This is a genomic window from Actinoplanes sp. NPDC023714 (assembly GCF_040639855.1).
Taxonomy (GTDB): domain Bacteria; phylum Actinomycetota; class Actinomycetes; order Mycobacteriales; family Micromonosporaceae; genus Actinoplanes.
Genome location: NZ_JBFAAR010000001.1, coordinates 1,587,749 through 1,605,115, shown reverse-complemented (window position 1 = coordinate 1,605,115; position 17,367 = coordinate 1,587,749). Strand labels below are relative to the sequence as shown.

Below are 17,367 nucleotides of genomic sequence, written 5' to 3'. Positions count from 1 at the left end.
TGGCGCCGTGCTTGAAGAAGATCTTTTTGTACGGTGGGCGGCCGCATCGGAGGGCGCCCGGATGTTCCGCGACCCGGAGGCCGTCGTGGTGGCCTGCCCCGACCTCGCGCACTGGGACCGGCTCGTGATGGCCGGCGACCCGGACGCCCTCGGTCGGCTGGTGCCCGAGGCGCTGGCCGCGACGGGCCCGTCGTTCCGGCCGTTCGGACCTGAGGAGCTGGTCGAGACCGTCGCCGAACGGGTGCCGGGCCTGGAGCTGAGCGCCCGGTTCGCCTGGATGGACACCACCGCGCCGGTCACCCTCCCGGTCCGCGGCGCCTGGCTCGGCGAGGACGAGTGGCCCGAGGTGACGGCGCTGCTCACCGAGTCGTTCCCGGACTCGTACGCCTGGCCGGGAGCGCCCGGCGTGCATCGCTGGGCGGGCGTGCGGGAGGGCGGGCGGCTCATCGCCGTCGCGGCCGAGGCCTGGTCGACGCCGGAGATCGGCTTCCTGGGCGGGGTGGCGACCCGCCGCGAGGCCCGGGGGCGTGGACTCGCGGCGGCACTGTGCGGATTCATGACGAACGAGCTGCTGAACGGCCGGGAACGGGTGGCGCTGCTCGCCGACTACGACAACGTGGCGGCCGTCGCCACCTATGCGAAGCTGGGCTTTCAAACCCGCCGGGTGGCGGCCGCGCGAGCCGTGTAGATCAGGTACTCCCACTCCCGGACCCCCTCGGCGGCCGCGGCGATCGCGGCGTCGAGCTCGGCCACCCTCGCCGGCTCTTCCGCGATGTTCCGGTAGACCGCGATGGTCGGCCCGTAGACGGCCTTGAAGTAGTCGCGCAGCTCGGCGCCGGTCGCGAACCGGTCCACCCGCAGCGTGCGGCGCTCGGTCCGGACATCGGTGACGCCGTCGCCGAACAGCGCCGCCAGGTGCGCCGGGTCACCCCAGCGCGGCGGCGGCTGCGCGCCGGCCGGGGGCGGGGCCGCGTACGGCTTCATCGTGGCGAACAGCTTCCCGATGAAACCCTCCGGCGTCCAGTTGACCAGCGCGATCCGGCCGCCCGGCCGGCACACCCGGAGCAGCTCGCCGGCGGCCGCCTCGTGGAACGGCGCGAACATCACGCCGATGCACGAGATGACGGTGTCGAACGAGGCCGTCTCGAACGGCAGCGCCTCGGCGTCCGCCTCGGTCCAGGTGAGCTTCGCGTCCCGGGTCGCGGCGACCCGCTCGCCGGCGGCGAGCAGCTCCGGAGTGAGATCACTGGCGGTCACCGTGGCGCCGGCCAGGGCGGCCGGGATCGCCGCGTTGCCGGTGCCGGCCCCGACGTCCAGGACGTTCTGCCCCGGTCCGATGCCGGCCGCCTCGACCAGGACCGGGCCGAGCGGGGCCACGATGTCGGCGGCGAGGGAGGGATAGTCGCCCGACGCCCACATGGCGCGGTGCTTCTCTTTGATAGTCATGTCACTCACGGTAGGGATCCGCCGGACGGCGGGACTAGTACACGATCTGTACCGCGGGTGTCCGCTACCGGACGGCTTTTCCGGTCACGGCGGCCTAGCGTCGGGCCATGGGAGCTTCGTACGGGTCGTTCTGCCCGGTGGCCAAGGCGATGGAACTGCTCGACGAGCGCTGGACCCTGCTCGTGATCCGCGAACTCTTCGCCGGGAGCCGCCGGTTCAACGACCTGCGCCGCGGACTCCCCCGGATGTCGCCGTCGCTGCTCTCCCGCCGGCTCCAGCAGCTCACCGGCGCCGGACTGGTGACCCGGCACGAGCACGGGGCCGAGGTGGAGTACGCGCTGACCCCGGCCGGTCAGGAACTGGAGCCGATCGTGACGGCGCTCGGCGTCTGGGGCACCCGGTGGGTCCCCCGTCTGGGCGATCGCGATCTGGATCCGAAACTGCTGCTCTGGGACATGCACCGGATGGTCGACCACAGCGCGGTCCCGCCGCGCCGGACCGTGCTGTGGTTCCACTTCCCGGCCGTGCCCCGGCGGGTCCGGGACTGGTGGCTGGTGATCACCCCGGATGAGGCCGACGTCTGCGACATCAACCCCGGCCACGACGTCGACGTGAACGTGACGGCCGACCTGCGCTGCCTCACCGACGTGTGGCGGGGCGAGCGGTCCTGGGCCTCGGCGCTGCGCTCCGGCGACGTGGCGTTCGAGGGGCCGGAGGATCTGCGGCGCGCCGTCCCGGACTGGTTCAAGCCCTTCCCGTTCGCCGCGATTTCCCGGCCGGGTTCCGCGCTGTGCCCCGAGTCCCCGGAGCCGCACCCCAGCCCCTCCCCCACCGCCGCGATCTTGTGACTTTGCGCAGGGGTGGTCCTGCGGGATGTCACAAGATCGCGGGGAGGGGGCTGGCCGGCCGCGCCCACCCCCGGCTCCCTCCGCGATCTTGTGACTTTACGCAGCAACGGGCCTGCGGGAAGTCACAAGATCGGGGGAAGGGGGCCGCCCAGCCACGCCACCGCCCCGACTCACCCGCGATCTTGTGACTCTGCGCAGCAACGGGCCTGCGGGAAGTCACAAGATCGAGGGGAGAGGGCCGCCCAGCCACGCCACCGCGCCGACTCAGGCGCGATCTTGTGACTTTGCGCAGGGGCGGGTCTGTGGGAGTTCACAAGATCGCGGGGAGGGGGAGAGGGAAGGAAGGGAAGGGAGGGGAGGGGCGGGGGCGGGCTGGAGGGTCAGCTGATGCGGAACTTTGCTGATAGTAGGGAAGACGGGCGTGAATTCGGGCCTACCAGCAGCTCGAAGTCGCCGGGCTCGACGATTCGGACTCCCTCGGCGTCGACCAGGGTGCAGACCTCCGCCGGCACCTCGATCTCCACCGTCACGCTTTCGCCCGGCGGCACGGTGACCTGCCGGTACGCCTTCAGCTCCCGGCTCGCCCAGGTGACGCTGGTGACCAGGTCGCTGACGTACGCCTGCACGGTCTCCAGCGCCGGCCGGGAACCGGTGTTGGTGAGCCGCACCGCCGCCCGGACCACGCCGTCGACCGCCACGTCGGGCTCGTCGATGGTGAGGCCGTCGTAGTTCACGGTCGTGTAGTTCAGGCCCTCGCCGAAGGCGAACAGCGGATCCTGGGTGAGGTCGGCGTACCGGGTGCCGTGCTGGCCGCGCACCTGGTTGTAGTAGATCGGCTGCTGGCCCACGTGCCGGGCCGCGGAGATCGGCATCCGGCCACTCGGCTCGATGTGCCCGAGGATCAGCTCGGCGAGCGCCTGGCCGCCGCGCATGCCCGGGTTGAACGCCTGGATCACGGCGGCCGCGTTCAGCGCCGAGTCGGGGAGCACGTGCGGCTTCGAGTCGATCAGCACGACGATCATCGGGGTGCCGGTGGCCGCCACCGCGTCGAGCAGCGCGATCTGGCCGCCCTGGAGTTCCAGGGTGGCCGTCGACTTGTGCTCGCCGGTGAGGTTGACGGTGTCGCCGACGACCACGACCGCCACGTCGGAGGAGGAGGCCGCCGCGACGGCGGCCTCGATCCGGGCCGGGTCGGCCGGGATCGGCTGCGAGATCGGCGGGCGCGGCTGGCCGTCCGGGAGGGTCGCCCCCTCCGGGTCCGGCACCAGGCGCTCGATCTCGGCGCCCTGCTCGAAGACGACCTCCCAGCCGGCCGGCACCGTGGCGCGCAGGCCGTCGAGCACGGTCGCGGTCAGCTCGCGCGGGTGCCCGTCCGGCATCCAGTCGACCTGGCCGGAGTCGCCGGCCCAGTCGCCGAGCTGGGCGGAGACGTCGTCGGCGTTCGGGCCGAGCACCGCGATCCGGCGCGGGCCTGCCGACGGGTCGAGCGGCAGCACGCCGTCGTTGCGCAGGAGCACCAGCGACCGGCGGGCGATCTCCAGGTTCAGCGCGGTGTGCCCCGGGCTGCCGATGACGGCACGCTGCCGTGCGGCGTCCGGCGTGCGCGGGTTCTCGAAGAGGCCGAGCGCGAACTTCAGGCGCAGGATCCGGCGTACGGCGGAATCCAGATCATTCGCACCCAGCAGGCCCCGCGCCACCGCGTCCTGCGCGCCTTCGAAGAAGGCGGGGGTCGTCATGACCAGGTCGTTGCCGGCCTTCACGGCCCGGGCCGAGGCCTCGGCGTAGTCGGCGCAGACCTTCTGCTCCCAGACCATCCGGCCGACGTTGTCCCAGTCGGTGACGAGCGTGCCGGTGAAGCCCCACTCGTCCTTGAGCACGTCGTTGAGCAGCCACTTGTTCGCGGTGATCGGGACGCCGTCCATCGACTGGTAGCCGAGCATGAAGACCGCGCAGCCCTCCCGCACGGCCCGCTCGAACGGCGGCAGGAACCAGGAGCGCAGCTTGCGGCGGCTGATGTCGGCCTCGCTGGCGTCCCGGCCGCCCTGGGTCTCGGAGTAGCCGGCGAAGTGCTTCGCGGTGGCGAGGATCGCGGTCGGGTCGTCGAGACCGCCGCCCTGATAGCCGCGGATCATCGCGGCGCCCAGCTCACTGATCAGGTACGGGTCCTCGCCGAACGTCTCGTCGATCCGCCCCCAGCGCAGGTCGCGGGCGATGCACAGGACCGGCGAGAAGGTCCAGTGGATGCCGGTCGCGGAGACCTCCACGGCGGTGGCCCGGGCGACCCGTTCGACGAGCGCCGGGTCCCAGGTCGCGGCCATCGCCAGCTGGGACGGGAAGATCGTCGCCCCCGGCCAGAAGGAGTGGCCGTGGATGCAGTCCTCGGCGGTGAGCAGCGGGATCCGCAGCCGGGTGCGGGCGACCAGCTCGGTCGCCTCGATCAGCTTGGCCGGGGAGGTGTGCAGGATGGAGCCGGCCATCTTCTCCAGGACGATCTCGGAGAGATCCTGGCGGGCGTCGAGCTGCAGCATCTGCCCGGCCTTCTCGGCCAGGGTCATCCGGCCCAGCAGATCTTCCACGCGCTCCTCGATGGAGAGCGATGGATCCTGATATGGGAAGTCTGCGGGCATACGTGCCTCCGGTCTGACGAACACGAACGTTTCGGAGTCTTCCAGTCCGGAACCGGTTCCGGCACCCCGCCCCGGTTCCGGAACTCAATGATCTGTTGGCTGATTCGTCACGGCCCCGGGACGGGCGGACCGATCCGAATGTGGGTATCTTCCTAAGCAGACCACACTCATCGAAGTCGGACTATCACAGTGAGTGAGGAGCGATGCACTGATGGGCACCGACGAAAGGATGCTCCGATCGTCCGAGGAGGCGATCGAGCACATCTCCGGGATCTGCTTCAAGACCGGTCCCCCGCAGCGGATCGGCGTCGAACTCGAGTGGACCACGCACTACGCCGGCGACCCCGCCGCCTACCTGAAGCCCGGGGATCTGGCCGCCGCACTCGGCGAGCACACGCCCGCCACGCTCGGTAATCCCCACCCCGCACCACTGCCCGGCGGCAGCACCGTCACGGTCGAGCCGGGCGGGCAGATCGAGATCTCCTCGGCCGTCGCGGACGATCTGGCCGGCTTGTACCGGGCCCTCTCCGCCGACCACGCCACCCTCACCGAACTGCTGGCCCGCGCCGGGATCGTCCTGGGCGAGCGGGGCATCGACCCCCACCGGCCACCGCGGCGCATCCTCGACACCCCTCGCTACGCGGCCATGGAACGCGCCTTCGACCGGGCCGGCCGGACCATGATGGGCAGCACCGCCGGCCTGCAGGTCTGCTTCGACGCCGGCACACCGCAACAAGACGCCGGCGGGCCGCAGCGAGACGCCGGCACACCGCGACAAGACGCCGGCACGCCAAAACAAGGCGCCGGCACGCCGCAGCGCTGGGCGGCCCTGAACGAGATGGGGCCGGCGCTGATCGCGCTGTTCGCGAACTCCCGGCGGCACGCCGGCCGCGACACCCGCTGGGAATCCGCCCGGATGGGCGCCTGGCTCGCGATGGAACCCCGCCGCACCGGCCCGGTCCCGGTCGGCGACGATCCGGCGGCGGACTGGGCGCGGTACGCGCTCGACGCCCCGCTGCTCTGCGTCCGCCGCGAGGAGGGCGACTGGGACGCGCCGGCCGGCCTCACCCTGGCCGGCTGGATCGCGTCGGACGACCCGCCCACCGTGGACGACGCCGAATATCACCTCAGCACCCTCTTCCCACCGGTACGGCCCCGCGGGTACCTCGAGGTCAGGTATCTGGACACCCAGCCCGGCGACGAGTGGATCGCCCCGGTCGCGGCGCTGTCCGCGCTGCTCGGCGACGATCTGATCATCGACCGGGCCCGGGCCGCCGCGGCACCCGCCGCCGGCCGATGGCACGCCGCCGCCCGGGCCGGGCTCGCCGACCCACCGGTGCGAGCGGCCGCCCGCGCGCTGGCCGAGCTCGCCTGCCGGAACCTCGATCGCACCGGGCTGCCGGCCGGCGTCCGCGACCGGGTCTCCGGCATCCTCTCCCGCCGCCTGCACGCCGTCGCGGCCGCGGCCTGACCCCTCTCTGGAGAGATTCCATGACACAGGATCTGCGGCTGACCATCGCCGCCGAACTGGAGCGCACCCGCGCCCGGACCGCGCTGCTCACCGACGCGGTCGACGAGGGCGACCTGATCCGCCAGCATTCGCCGCTGATGTCCCCGCTGGTCTGGGACCTGGCGCACGTCGGCAGCCAGGAGGAGCTCTGGCTGGTCCGGGACGTGGGCGGGCGTGACCCGCTGCGGCCCGACATCGACGAGCTCTACGACGCGTTCAAGCACGCCCGCAAGGACCGTCCGGCGCTGCCGCTGCTCAATCCCACGCAGGCCCGGGCGTACGTCGCACAGGTCCGGGACAAGGCCCTCGACGTGCTCGACCGGGTGCGGCTCGACGGCCGCCCGCTGCTCGACGGCGGGTTCGCCTTCGGCATGATCGTCCAGCACGAGCAGCAGCACGACGAGACGATGCTCGCGACCCATCAGCTCCGGGCCGGCGATCCGGTGCTGACCGCCCCCGCGCCGCCGGCCGCGAGAGTCCCGGTCTCCGGGGAGGTCTTCGTTCCCGGTGGGAGATTCATCATGGGTACGACCACCGAGCCGTGGGCGCTGGACAACGAACGTCCTGCCCACGACGTGGAGGTGCCGGCGTTCTACATCGATGCCGCGCCCGTCACGAACGGCCGGTATCGGGAGTTCATCGAGGCCGGGGGCTATGACGATCCGGCGTTCTGGAGCGAACGCGGGTGGGCTTATCGCGTTAAATCCGGACTTGTTGCCCCGCTGCACTGGCTGCGCGACGCTGAAGGCTGGCACAATCGCCAGTTCGGCCGGATAAGTCCGATTAATCCGGACGAGCCCGTCGTGCACGTCTGCTACTTCGAAGCCGAGGCCTTCGCCAACTGGGCCGGCAAGCGTCTCCCCACCGAGGCCGAGTGGGAGAAGGCCGCCCGCTGGGACCCGGCGACCGGGCGCTCCCGCCGCTATCCGTGGGGTGACGACGAGCCCGAGCCCCGGCACGCCAACCTCGGCCAGCGGCACCTGTCGCCGGCCCCGGTCGGCGCGTACCCGGACGGCGCCTCCCCGCTCGGCGTGCACCAGCTCATCGGCGACGTCTGGGAGTGGTGCTCGTCCGATTTCGATCCCTACCCCGGGTTCGTGGCGTTCCCCTACCGGGAATACTCCGAGGTCTTCTTCGGCGGCGACTACAAGATGCTGCGCGGTGGCTCGTTCGGCACCGACACGGCCGCGGTGCGGAGCACGTTCCGCAACTGGGATCACCCGATCCGGCGGCAGATCTTCAGCGGGTTCCGCCTGGCCCGGGACGCCTGATGTGCCGTCACCTGGGATACCTCGGTCCCCCCGTACCCATGAAGGGTCTTCTGTTCGATCTGCCGCACGCCCTGGCGACGCAGGCGTGGGCCCCGCGGGACATGCGCGGCGGAGGAACCATCAACGCTGACGGCTTCGGCGCCGGGTGGTATCCGCCCGGCGCCGGGGCGCCCGTCCGCTACCGCAGCGCCATGCCCATCTGGACCGATTCCGCACTCCCGGCGATCGCCGCCACGACGTCCCCGGGAGCGTTCCTCGCGGCGGTGCGCTCGGCCACGGTCGGCATGCCGGTCACCGAGTCGGCGGCCGCGCCCTTCACCGACGGCAGGTGGCTCTTCAGTCACAACGGCGTCGTGCGCGGCTGGCCCGGCACGCTCGCCGGCCTCGCCGCGGATCTTCCGATGGAGGATCTGCTCACCCTGGACGCGCCGACCGACGCGGCGGCCCTCTGGCTGTTGGTACGGGCGAGGCTCCGTGCGGACGAGTCCCCGCCGAAGGCCGTCGCCTCCGTGGTGGCCGACGTGCTCGCCGCGGCGCCCGGATCCCGCTTGAATCTGCTGCTCACCGACGGCTCCCAGCTGATCGCCACGACGGCCGGCCACGCGCTGTCGGTGTGTGCGGCGGACGGCTCGGTGGTGATCGCGTCGGAACCCCTCGACGCCTCGCCCTCGTGGCAGCCGATCCCGGACGGCCGGCTGGTCGTCGCCACCGCTTCCACCCTGGAGATCTCTTGATCAAGCTGCTGGACGACTCGGACCTCGACCGATCGCTGCGTGCCGACGTGCAGGCCGGCCTGACCGCGCCGGTCAAGACACTGCCGCCCAAGTGGTTCTACGACAACCGGGGCAGCGAGCTCTTCGAGGAGATCACCCGGCTTCCGGAGTACTACCCGACCCGTACCGAACGGGCCGTCCTCGCCGAGGCCGCGCCGGAGATCGCCCGGATCACCGACGCGAAGACGCTGGTCGAACTCGGATCCGGGTCGTCGGAGAAGACCCGGCTGCTGCTCGACGCCATGCTGGCGCGCGGGACGCTCGGCTCGTTCGTGCCGCTCGACGTCTCCGCCACGTTCCTGTCCTCCTCGGTGGAGACCCTGATCGCGGAGTATCCGGGCCTCGGCGTCACCGGGGTGGTCGGCGACTTCGCGCAGCACCTCGGCCATCTCCCGGACGGCGACGACCGGGTGGTCGCGTTCCTCGGCGGGACGATCGGCAACCTCGTGCCGGACGAGCGGGCCGCATTCCTGACCTCGCTGCGGCAGGCGCTGCATCCGGGCGAGTGGCTGCTGCTCGGCGCCGACCTGGTGAAGGACCCGGCCGTGCTGGTGCCGGCCTACGACGACGCGGCCGGGGTGACCGCCGCGTTCAACCGCAACGTGCTGCACGTGGTGAACCGCGCGCTCGGCGGCGACTTCGACCCGTCGCTCTTCGAGCACGTGGCGCTCTGGGACCCGCAGCGGGAGTGGATCGAGATGCGGCTGCGATCCACCGTCGCCCAGCGGGTCCGGATCGCCGGCCTGGACCTGACCGTGCCGTTCGCGGAGGGCGAGGAGATGCGGACCGAGATCTCGGCGAAGTTCCGCCGGGCGGGGCTGGCGTCCGAGCTCGGGGCGGCCGGCTTCGAGCTGCGGCACTGGTGGACGGATCCGCGCTCGTGGTTCGGGGTGACGCTGGCCCAGGCGGTCTGACGGCTCGCGGCCCCCTCGCTCCCCGGCCCGGTGTGGTCGCGCTCGCCGGGCGAACTCGGCGTGCCGGGCTTTGCGGCCGGTGCCACACTGGCAGCGGGCGAGGGGGTGCGCGATGGAGTTCGATCCGATGAGCAGTGCCGAAGACCTGCTCAGGTCCAGCCGCGACGAGCTCCGGCGGGCGCTGCGGCGGCGCCCGCTCCCGGTCGCGATCCTGGCCGGCGCCACCGATCTGCCGCCGGCCCGGCTCGGTGGCTGGGAGACGTTCGACGGGGTGGCCACCTGCGTACGGGTCGACTACGGCCAGCCGGTCAAGTCGGGCTCGTGGGTGAGTGTGGAGACCGCCCGCTGGTCCGGCACCCAGGTCACCGGCGGGCCGCTCCGCGAACTGCTCGAACACCACATGCGGCAGAACGGCGACCGGTTCTCGTCGGTCGAGTGGACCGGCGACGACCGGACCGTCACGGTCGACGGCCGCACCGTCGCGGGCCGCCGTCTCCGGGCCGGCGACCGCTGGTGGGCGGTGCGCTGCACGCTGCGCGACGTGGAGATCAGCGTGGTGGCGCACGACTGGGACGCGGTCGTGGCGGTCCGCACCCTGAACCAGGGCGAGATCGACGAGCTGATCTCGGTGGTGCCGACGCCGCCGTCGTTCATCCCGCCCGCCACGCCGCCCGACCCGCCCTCGGACGCGACCGGCGAACCGCACCGCGCCCTCGTCGAGGAGGTGCTCCGCTCCGAGCGGCAGCGCATCGACTGGCTCACCGACGGCGGGCCGCCGCCCCGGCTCCCGGCGAACTGGGGCCGGCTGTGGCGGGATGCCGTACGCCGCCAGGCGGACCTCGCCGGCCAGCCCGAACCCGAGGCGGAACGGGCCCTCCAGGGCATGCTCAACCAGCTGACCACCCTCTACACCGAGGCCGAGTGGTTCCGCACCGACGAGGTCCTGCAGCGGCGGGCGGTCAGCGAGATCCTGCTCTTCGCCACCGGTCTGGGCCCGGACGTCCCGAGCCGGCCGGCGCAGCTCGCCTGGCAGCGGCGGCAGGGGCTGCGGCCGACCGACTACGCCCGGCTCGGCGCCATCACGGCGGCGCAGACCCGGTGGCTGGAGGAGTGGACGGCCTGGTCCCGTTCCTAGAGGAGCTCGGTCACCGATCCGATTCGCAGTCGCGCGTTCACCCACGCGGTGACGGCGGCCTCGCCCGGGTCCGGCCCGAGCACCGCCGCCAGCCCGCCGAGGTCGTCCGCGACCCGGTGCAGGCCGACGCGCGCGAGCCTCCGCCGGGCCTCGGCCAGCCGGTCCGGATATCCGCCGGGCAGGTGGGCAAGCCCGGTGTGCGCCGCCTCGGCGAGCACGGCGGCGGCGTGCGCCACCGCCTCCGCCAGCGGATCCTCCGGACCCGCCGCCGGCTCCAGCCTCTCCGCGGCCTGATCAGCATCGGTCAGGTCCGGCACGATGGGTGGTCCGTCGGCGGCGATTCCGTACGGGTCGACGACCGTGCGCCCACCGCTCCGATGAACCGAGCCGGCCACGTACCGCGGTGTTCCGTGCTTGCCGGACAGCGCCGCCAGCACGGCGTCGATCCGCCCCGGCGCCACGGCCGCGTAGGTGGCGGCGACCACGGCGGCGTTCCCGGCCGCATCCCGGATCTCCACGGTGAGCCGCTGCTCCCCCGGCTCGTAGCGGAACTCGCCCACCTCGGCGACGGCGAGCACCCGCACCAGCTCGGCGCGGACCCGGGCCCGCACCGGCCGCGGTGGCAGCGCGTCGAGTTCCGCGGCGAGCAGCGGATAGTCGGTGACGAGCAACCCCGGCGGCAGCCGATCCCACGCCCCGGTGCCGACCGTCACGGTCGGCCGCGCCACCCGGCTGGTGGCGAGCCGCACGGCCCGGCTGGCGCTCCGCACCGCCGACTCGGTCACCACCACCCCGGCCGCCAGCGCCCCGACGGTGGCTCCGCCCGCCCGGCGCCGGGCGAGGGCCGGACCGTCCTCGCCGGTGGTCCACTCCCGCTGCGAGACGAGCACCACCCCGGTCGCCGCCTGCGCATGGAACACCTCCACGACCCGCCGATCGTCGACGGCCCGGACGCGGGCCCCGAGCCCGTCGAGCCGAACCCGCCGCAGCGGCGTCTCGGCGGACTCCTCGGTCCCGAGAACCCGGGCCCGGAGCCCGCCCGTCCCCGCGGCCTCTCCTCCCCGGGCGACGGCTTCCCCTTCCCGAGCGACGGCCTCTCCTTCCCGAGCGACGGCCTCTCCTTCCCGAGCGACGGCCTCTCCTTCCCGAGCGACGGCTTCCCCTCCCCGAGCCGCGGCGACGGCCCGATAACGGGCTGCGGCGACGGCCCGGTGACGGGCGAAGAGCTCGGCGATCAGATCGGCCAGCGTCTCCGGCGAGTAGCGGGCGCTGCGCTCCCGATATCCCGCCAGCTGGTCGGCGAGCTCGGCGGTGGCGTCGGACGGCCAGCGCAGCCCGGCCCGTTCGAGCCGGCCCAGGTGCCCGGCGACCGCGGCGGCCAGACCCTCCCCCGCGTGCACGGCCCCGAACCGCAGCACCTCACCGGCGAACTCCAGCACGGCTTCGAGCCCGGTCCCCTCGTCGGCCGGCGCCTCCCCGGACCCGCCCACGTCGACGAGGCACTCCGCCTCCCCGGGGTGGTGCCGGTCGGCGACCCGGAACGCCCACACGGCCAGGGCCACGACGTCGTCCCGGACCCCGGCGCGGGCGTCGGTGTGCACGTACCCGAGATCACCCGGCACCAGGAATCGCACCGTAGCGGCGGGAAGCTCCACCACCGGAACCGTCCCCCGCCGGACCCGGGCCGCATATCCGGCCCGCTCCACCCGCCGGGCCGCGGCCACCAGCCGGCTCCCGATCCGAGCGGCGATCTCCTCGTCGCTGAAATCACCGGGCGACCAGGAGGCCGGAGCCGTCCCGCCTTCCATCACTGCCTGATAGGCCAGCACCAACCCGATCACATGCCGGCAGACCGTAGTGGCGCCGCACGAACAACTCCCCCGGTCGAGCCCACCCTCCGGCAGCTCGGCCCGCACTCCGTCGGCGAACTCCGCAACCACCACGGCGCCGTCCTCCGCCGACAGCACGGGTGGTTCGCGCTCCACCTCCCGCGCGGCCCGCTTCACCAGGCCGCGGTTGGCGAGCGCCGCCAGCGCGTCCGCGTCGAGAGCGAGCAGGTCGTCCCGCTCAGGAGTGATCACCGGCCCACCTTCTCCGCCACGAACTCGGCCAGCTGCCCCGGCGTCATCGCGCCCATCCAGGCCCCCGCGTCCGCGAGCCGCTGGGCGCACGCGCGGTCGTAGGCCGGATCGGCCTGCTCGTCGAGGGCCGCCAGACCCAGCACGGTGCTGCCCTGGTCGACCAGTTCCCGCACGGCGCGGACCAGCGACGCCTCCGAACCGCCCTCGAAGAAGTCGCTCACGATCGCGACGATGGTGCGGCGCGGCTGTTCCACGAGCTGGGCCGCGTACCGGACCGCGCGCGCGATGTCGGTGCCCCCGCCGAGCTGCGTCTTCATGAGCAGCTCGACCGGGTCGCTGACGTCCGAGGTCAGGTCGACGACCTCGGTGTCGAAGGCGATCAGGTGCGTCTTCACGCCGGGCAGGCCCCACAGGCAGGCCGCCGTGACCGCCGAGTGGATGACCGACGGCAGCATCGAGCCGGACTGGTCGACCAGCAGGATCACCTGCCAGGGCGCGAGGTGCCGCCGGTTGCGCGCCAGGAAGTACGGCGTCTCCACGGCGAGGCGCCGCTCCTCCGGGTCGTACCGCCCGAGGTTCGCCCGGATCGTGCGCCGCGCGTCGAAGTCCCGCGCCTGCTTGAAGCGGGTCGACTGCCGGGCCCGCGCTCCGGAGAAACTACGCCGCACCTCGGTCGCGAGCTTCTCGGTCATATCCCGCACGACCGATTCGACGAGGCGCCGGGCCAGGCGGAGCACTTCGGGATTCATGAGATGTTTTGTACGAAGGACAGCGCGCAACAACGCCGGATTCGGCTCCACCCGCTCCAGAACTGCCGGGTCCGTGACGATGTCGTGCACCTCGTACCGTTCGACGGCGTCCCGCTGCAACCGCTCGACGGTCTCCTTCGGAAAGAGCCGGACGATGTCGTCGAGCCAGTCCACAGTGGTCAGCCGGGAGGCGCCCGGCCCACCCTGCCGCCGGATGTCCCGCCGGTCCAGCTCCTCGTCACGCCCGTAGAGCCAGTCCAGCGCCGCATCCCGCCCCGCCGCCTCCCCGTCGGGCGCCCCGAGACTCCCCTCCGCCGGAGCCCCGAGGATCAGCCGCCACCGCTCGAGCCCCGGATCACTCACCGCCCACCCCCACCGTCCCCGCCGTCGAGGCGACCTCACCCGCGACCAGCGTCGAGCCGGAGCCCGGATCAGCCACCCCACCCGCCTCAGCGACGGAAGGCCCGGCCGCGGCAGGCAGGCCCGAGGCGAGCAGACCCGCCTGCGCCAGCCGCTCCTCCACCAGCTCGTCCAGGGCCATCCCGGCCGCCACGATCTCCGGCGGCACGGTGGTCCGGAGCAGGTCGCGGCCGGAACCGCCGAGGCCGCGCAGCTCCAGCAGGCGCTCGGCGATCGTGGCCCGTTCGCGCGGCGGGAAGAACTCGAACGCCTGCCGCAGCGCCGGCAACGCCAGCAGGAACTCCTGCGCGCCGATCCCGCGCACCAGCTCGTCGAGGATGCCGAGGATGCCGCCGTCCGCGAGCACCGTCTCCCGCGCCACCGCGAAGAGACCGGCCAGCCAGTCACCGGCCGCGCCGCCCGCGAACGCCCCGCGCACCGCCGGCGCCGCGTCGGTGTCGTCGCCGGACAGCACCCGGGCCAGCCCGTAGAAGGCGCCGCGAAGATCCGGTGGCGCGGCCCGGTCGGCCGCGATGCGCCCGGCCACGGCGATGGCGAGGGCCGGGTCGGCGCCCGTCCCGGACGCATGACGGACGGCGTCCCGGACCGCCACCACCGCGCGGATCCGCGGGAGGTCGGCGGGCAGCCCGGCGCCGGGCCGGCCCTCGGCCAGCCACAGGATGCGCCGGGCCGCGCTCGCGATCACCGCGCCGAGGAGGTCGCTGCCGGACGTGCCGAGCAGCCGGTCGTGCCGCCACAGGGCGACCGTCACGGCGAGGACCCGGCCCAGCTCGCCGAGGTCGTTGCCGGCCGCGACGCCGCGTTCGAGCCGGGCCGGCAGGTCGCCGGCGAGCTCGGTGACCCCGCAGAGCGCCGCGTCGAAGAGCGCGTCGGCGAGGCGTCCGAGGTCGTTGCCGGCCTCGTCGACCCGCTGGCCGATCTTCGCGGTGGCGGCGGAGCCGAGCGTGGGGCCGTACCCGCCCGCCTCGATCAACGCGACCAGCCGGTTCTCGTCGGCGCGGATCGTCCACGTCTCGGTGAGGACCGGGTCGACGCCGGTGGCCGGCCCCGCCGTACGCCGGTAGCCGGGGACGCCGAGCACCCGCAGCCGGTGCAGCACCCGGCTGCGCTCCCGGGCTCCGGTGTCGAGCAGGTCGAGGTCGCGGTCGCCGGGCCGGTCGAGGTCGTGGTGTTCCAGCTCTGCGGTGGCCGCGTGCACGAGCGGCGGCAGCGGGGTGTCCGGGTGCAGCCGGCCCACCCGGTCACCGCTGAGCACCGCTGTCATCTCGACGACGGCCGGATGCTGTCCGGCCGTGATGACGCCCCGCACCGACCAGGGCAGCGGCACCTCGAGCGCCTCGTTGATCAGCGCGGCGGCCAGCCCGTCGAGCACGTCGACCCGGGCCGGCTGATCGTGCCCGCGCAGCCGGGCGAGCGCCTCGGCGCTGGTCCGGGCCGCGATCAGGTCGGCAGTCGAGACCGGCTGCCCGCGTTCGCGCAGCCGGCCGGCGACCGCGGTGACCAGGTGGCGCGCGGCCGCGGCCGGGCCGTCCTCCCAGAGCCGCTGGTAGTACGCCGGCGACGGCATGCCCGACTGGTACCCGCCGAACGCGTCGAGCCGCCGGAACGAATAGGGAACGAGATAACTGCCCCCGGTCGCCCCCTCGGGCGGCTCCGGAACCGCGGGCCAGCCGCCCGGAGCGCCGGAATCGGCCCCGGCCGTGGAGAAGGCGCCGGAACCGCCGTCCGCCGAGCCGGCGCGCTCGGAGCCGGCGCGCTCGGAGCCGGCGCGCTCGGAGCCGGCGCGCTCGGAGCCGGCGCGCTCGGAGCCGGCGCGCTCGGAGCCGGCGTCCGCCGAGCCGGCGAGGCGCAGCAGGGCCGGCCGGTGGAAACCGCCGACCACCGCCACCACCGGCCGATCGCCGGCGGCCGCGACGGCGGCGCGGATCCAGCCGGCCATGTAGGCCTCCCGGGCCGTGTCCGACGCCCCGGCCGCGGCCTCCCCGCGGATCAGGTCGAAGTAGGCGTCGAGCCGCTCGGCCAGCCCCTCACCCGGATCCATCTCGACGAGGTGGTCCCAGAGCGCGTCGGTGTTGTCCACCCCGAAGGCCGCGCACAGCCGCTCGACCGCTTCGGCGTAGCGCTGCTCGGCGTCGGCGTACCGGTTGCTGCGGTCGGCGAACGCCTCGTGCCAGGCCGGCAGGTCGATGAACCGCACCTCGGCCCCGGCCGCCCGGCCCGCCGTGAGGGCCACCCACTCCGGCGAGTACGCGCAGAACGGCGCCCACGACCCGTGCCGCCGGTGTTCGTCCGCGTAGCTCGTGAAGATCGCCACCGGCAGCTCGTGGCCGAGCAGCAGCTCGCCGATCCGGTCGTTCATGTCGGCCGGGCCCTCGATCAGCACGTATGCCGGCTTCAGCGCGGCGATCGTGTCGCCGGCGAGGCGGGCGCAGGCCGGGCTGTGGTGCCGGACCCCGAGGACGGTGAGGCTCATCCGCCCGGCAACTCCCGGCGCGCCTCCCGCAGCTCGCGCCACTGCGGGCCGGTCCGCCACGCGGTGTGCTGTTCGAGGTAGCGGCGCAGTTTCGCAAGGTCGTCCGCGTTGTCCTTGGCGGCCGTGCCGGCGAGGCAGGAGACCAGGTCGCCGATCGTGCCGGCGGTGCCGTTCAGGAACCAGCCGCGCAGTCCGACCGCGTGCGCCACGGACACCGCCTCGGCCGTGCTCATCACCGAGGAGAGGCGTTCCATCTCGTCGCCGCGCGAGGTCCGCCCGGTGCGCAGCTCGCGGAACGTGGTGACCAGCACCTCGAGCACGTCGCGCCGCGGCGGCGCGGTCACCCCGGACCGGCGCAGCAGCTCGGCCGCCTCGGACTCGACGAGGTCGAGCTCGGTGTCGAAGTCGCCGATCGGGAAGACCGTCTCGAAGTTGAAGCGCCGCTTCAGCGCCGAGCTCATGTCGTTGACGCCGCGGTCCCGGGTGTTCGCCGTGGCGATGATGTTGAAACCGTCCCGCGCGAAGACCATGCCGGCGTCGCCGGGCAGCTCGGGCACCGCCATGACCCGGTCGGAGAGCGGCGAGAGCAGGCAGTCCTGCACTTCGAGCGGGCACCGGGTGATCTCCTCGAACCGCACGGTCCGGCCCCGCGCCATGCCGCGCAGCAGCGGCGCCGGGACCAGCGACCGCTCGGTCGGCCCCTCGGAGACGAGCAGGGCGTAGTTCCACGAGTATTTGATCTGGTCCTCGGTGGTGGCCGCGCCGCCCTGGATGGTCAGCGTCGAGTCGCCGCTCACCGCCGCCGCGAGCAGCTCGGACAGCAGCGATTTCGCCGTGCCGGGCTCGCCGACCAGCAGCAGGCCGCGGCTCGTGGCGAGGCTGACCAGCGCGCGGTCGATCAGCGACGGGTCGCCGACGAACTTGCGGGCCACCCCGAGTTTCCGGTCGCCGACGATGAACGCCCGCGCGGCCCGCAGGCTGAGCGCCCACCCGGGCGGCCTCGGCGCGTCGTCGGAGGCCCGCAGCCGGGCCAGCTCCCCGGCGAACCGCACCTCGGCCGGCGGCCGCTGCGCCCGTCCCGCCGCGACGTCGGCAACAGCGCTCACGACAGCACCTCCGT

The 17,367-nt window shown here is 73.6% G+C and carries 13 protein-coding genes; 7 read left to right on the top strand and 6 right to left on the bottom strand.

Going from position 1 to position 17,367, the window contains the following annotated elements; translation table 11 throughout:
• Positions 1-7: 7 nt before the first annotated feature.
• Positions 8-688, top strand: coding sequence for a GNAT family N-acetyltransferase (locus tag AB0G10_RS07515; RefSeq protein ID WP_360917846.1), 681 nt, complete (start codon positions 8-10; stop codon positions 686-688).
• Here the strand turns inward: AB0G10_RS07515 and AB0G10_RS07510 are convergent.
• Complete coding sequence (locus AB0G10_RS07510; protein ID WP_360917845.1) at positions 652-1,446, bottom strand: methyltransferase domain-containing protein; 795 nt, start codon at positions 1,444-1,446, stop codon at positions 652-654. The genes AB0G10_RS07515 and AB0G10_RS07510 overlap by 37 nt on opposite strands.
• Before the next feature lie 107 nt (positions 1,447-1,553).
• On the opposite strand from AB0G10_RS07510, the gene AB0G10_RS07505 reads away from it, so the two are divergent.
• Positions 1,554-2,294 (top strand): helix-turn-helix domain-containing protein, encoded by a 741-nt coding sequence (locus AB0G10_RS07505; protein ID WP_360917844.1) that lies wholly within the window; start codon positions 1,554-1,556, stop codon positions 2,292-2,294.
• Positions 2,295-2,674: 380 nt separating this feature from the next.
• On the opposite strand, the gene AB0G10_RS07500 is transcribed toward AB0G10_RS07505, so the two are convergent.
• On the bottom strand, positions 2,675-4,870 hold the full coding sequence (locus AB0G10_RS07500) for a glycoside hydrolase family 3 N-terminal domain-containing protein (protein WP_360917843.1): 2,196 nt from the start codon (positions 4,868-4,870) through the stop codon (positions 2,675-2,677).
• A 262-nt stretch (positions 4,871-5,132) separates the two neighbouring features.
• Here AB0G10_RS07500 and AB0G10_RS07495 point away from each other — a divergent pair, with 262 nt between their 5' ends.
• The 5 genes from AB0G10_RS07495 to AB0G10_RS07475 all read left to right on the top strand — a co-directional run bounded on the left by AB0G10_RS07495 (position 5,133) and on the right by AB0G10_RS07475 (position 10,524).
• The gene (locus tag AB0G10_RS07495; RefSeq protein ID WP_360917842.1) at positions 5,133-6,392 is read left to right on the top strand and encodes a glutamate-cysteine ligase family protein; all 1,260 of its coding nucleotides are present in this window, start codon (positions 5,133-5,135) and stop codon (positions 6,390-6,392) included.
• Between the two features lie 20 nt (positions 6,393-6,412).
• Positions 6,413-7,702 carry an ergothioneine biosynthesis protein EgtB gene (gene egtB, locus AB0G10_RS07490; RefSeq protein ID WP_360917841.1) on the top strand — a complete coding sequence of 430 codons (1,290 nt, stop codon included), beginning with the start codon at positions 6,413-6,415 and terminating at the stop codon, positions 7,700-7,702.
• Complete coding sequence (egtC, locus tag AB0G10_RS07485; RefSeq protein WP_360917840.1) at positions 7,702-8,436, top strand: ergothioneine biosynthesis protein EgtC; 735 nt, start codon at positions 7,702-7,704, stop codon at positions 8,434-8,436. The genes egtB and egtC overlap by 1 nt, the downstream gene beginning before the upstream one ends.
• On the top strand, positions 8,433-9,389 hold the full coding sequence (egtD, locus tag AB0G10_RS07480) for an L-histidine N(alpha)-methyltransferase (protein ID WP_360917839.1): 957 nt from the start codon (positions 8,433-8,435) through the stop codon (positions 9,387-9,389). Before egtC ends, egtD begins: the two co-directional genes overlap by 4 nt.
• 127 nt (positions 9,390-9,516) lie before the next feature.
• Positions 9,517-10,524: a hypothetical protein gene (locus AB0G10_RS07475; RefSeq protein WP_360917838.1), complete on the top strand. Its 1,008-nt coding sequence runs from the start codon at positions 9,517-9,519 to the stop codon at positions 10,522-10,524.
• Here the strand turns inward: AB0G10_RS07475 and AB0G10_RS07470 are convergent.
• Genes AB0G10_RS07470 through AB0G10_RS07455 form a run of 4 tightly spaced genes read right to left on the bottom strand, consistent with a single transcriptional unit; the run spans position 10,521 to position 17,353 of the window.
• The gene (locus AB0G10_RS07470; protein WP_360917837.1) at positions 10,521-12,605 is read right to left on the bottom strand and encodes a hypothetical protein; all 2,085 of its coding nucleotides are present in this window, start codon (positions 12,603-12,605) and stop codon (positions 10,521-10,523) included. The two genes, AB0G10_RS07475 and AB0G10_RS07470, sit on opposite strands and share 4 nt — an antisense overlap.
• Positions 12,602-13,717 (bottom strand): VWA domain-containing protein, encoded by a 1,116-nt coding sequence (locus AB0G10_RS07465; RefSeq protein ID WP_360917836.1) that lies wholly within the window; start codon positions 13,715-13,717, stop codon positions 12,602-12,604. The genes AB0G10_RS07470 and AB0G10_RS07465 overlap by 4 nt, the downstream gene beginning before the upstream one ends.
• A complete protein-coding gene (locus tag AB0G10_RS07460) occupies positions 13,710-16,247 on the bottom strand; it encodes a DUF5682 family protein (protein WP_360917835.1) in 2,538 nt (845 codons plus the stop codon). Before AB0G10_RS07460 ends, AB0G10_RS07465 begins: the two co-directional genes overlap by 8 nt.
• Positions 16,244-17,353: an AAA family ATPase gene (locus AB0G10_RS07455; RefSeq protein ID WP_360917834.1), complete on the bottom strand. Its 1,110-nt coding sequence runs from the start codon at positions 17,351-17,353 to the stop codon at positions 16,244-16,246. Before AB0G10_RS07455 ends, AB0G10_RS07460 begins: the two co-directional genes overlap by 4 nt.
• Positions 17,354-17,367: the final 14 nt, after the last annotated feature.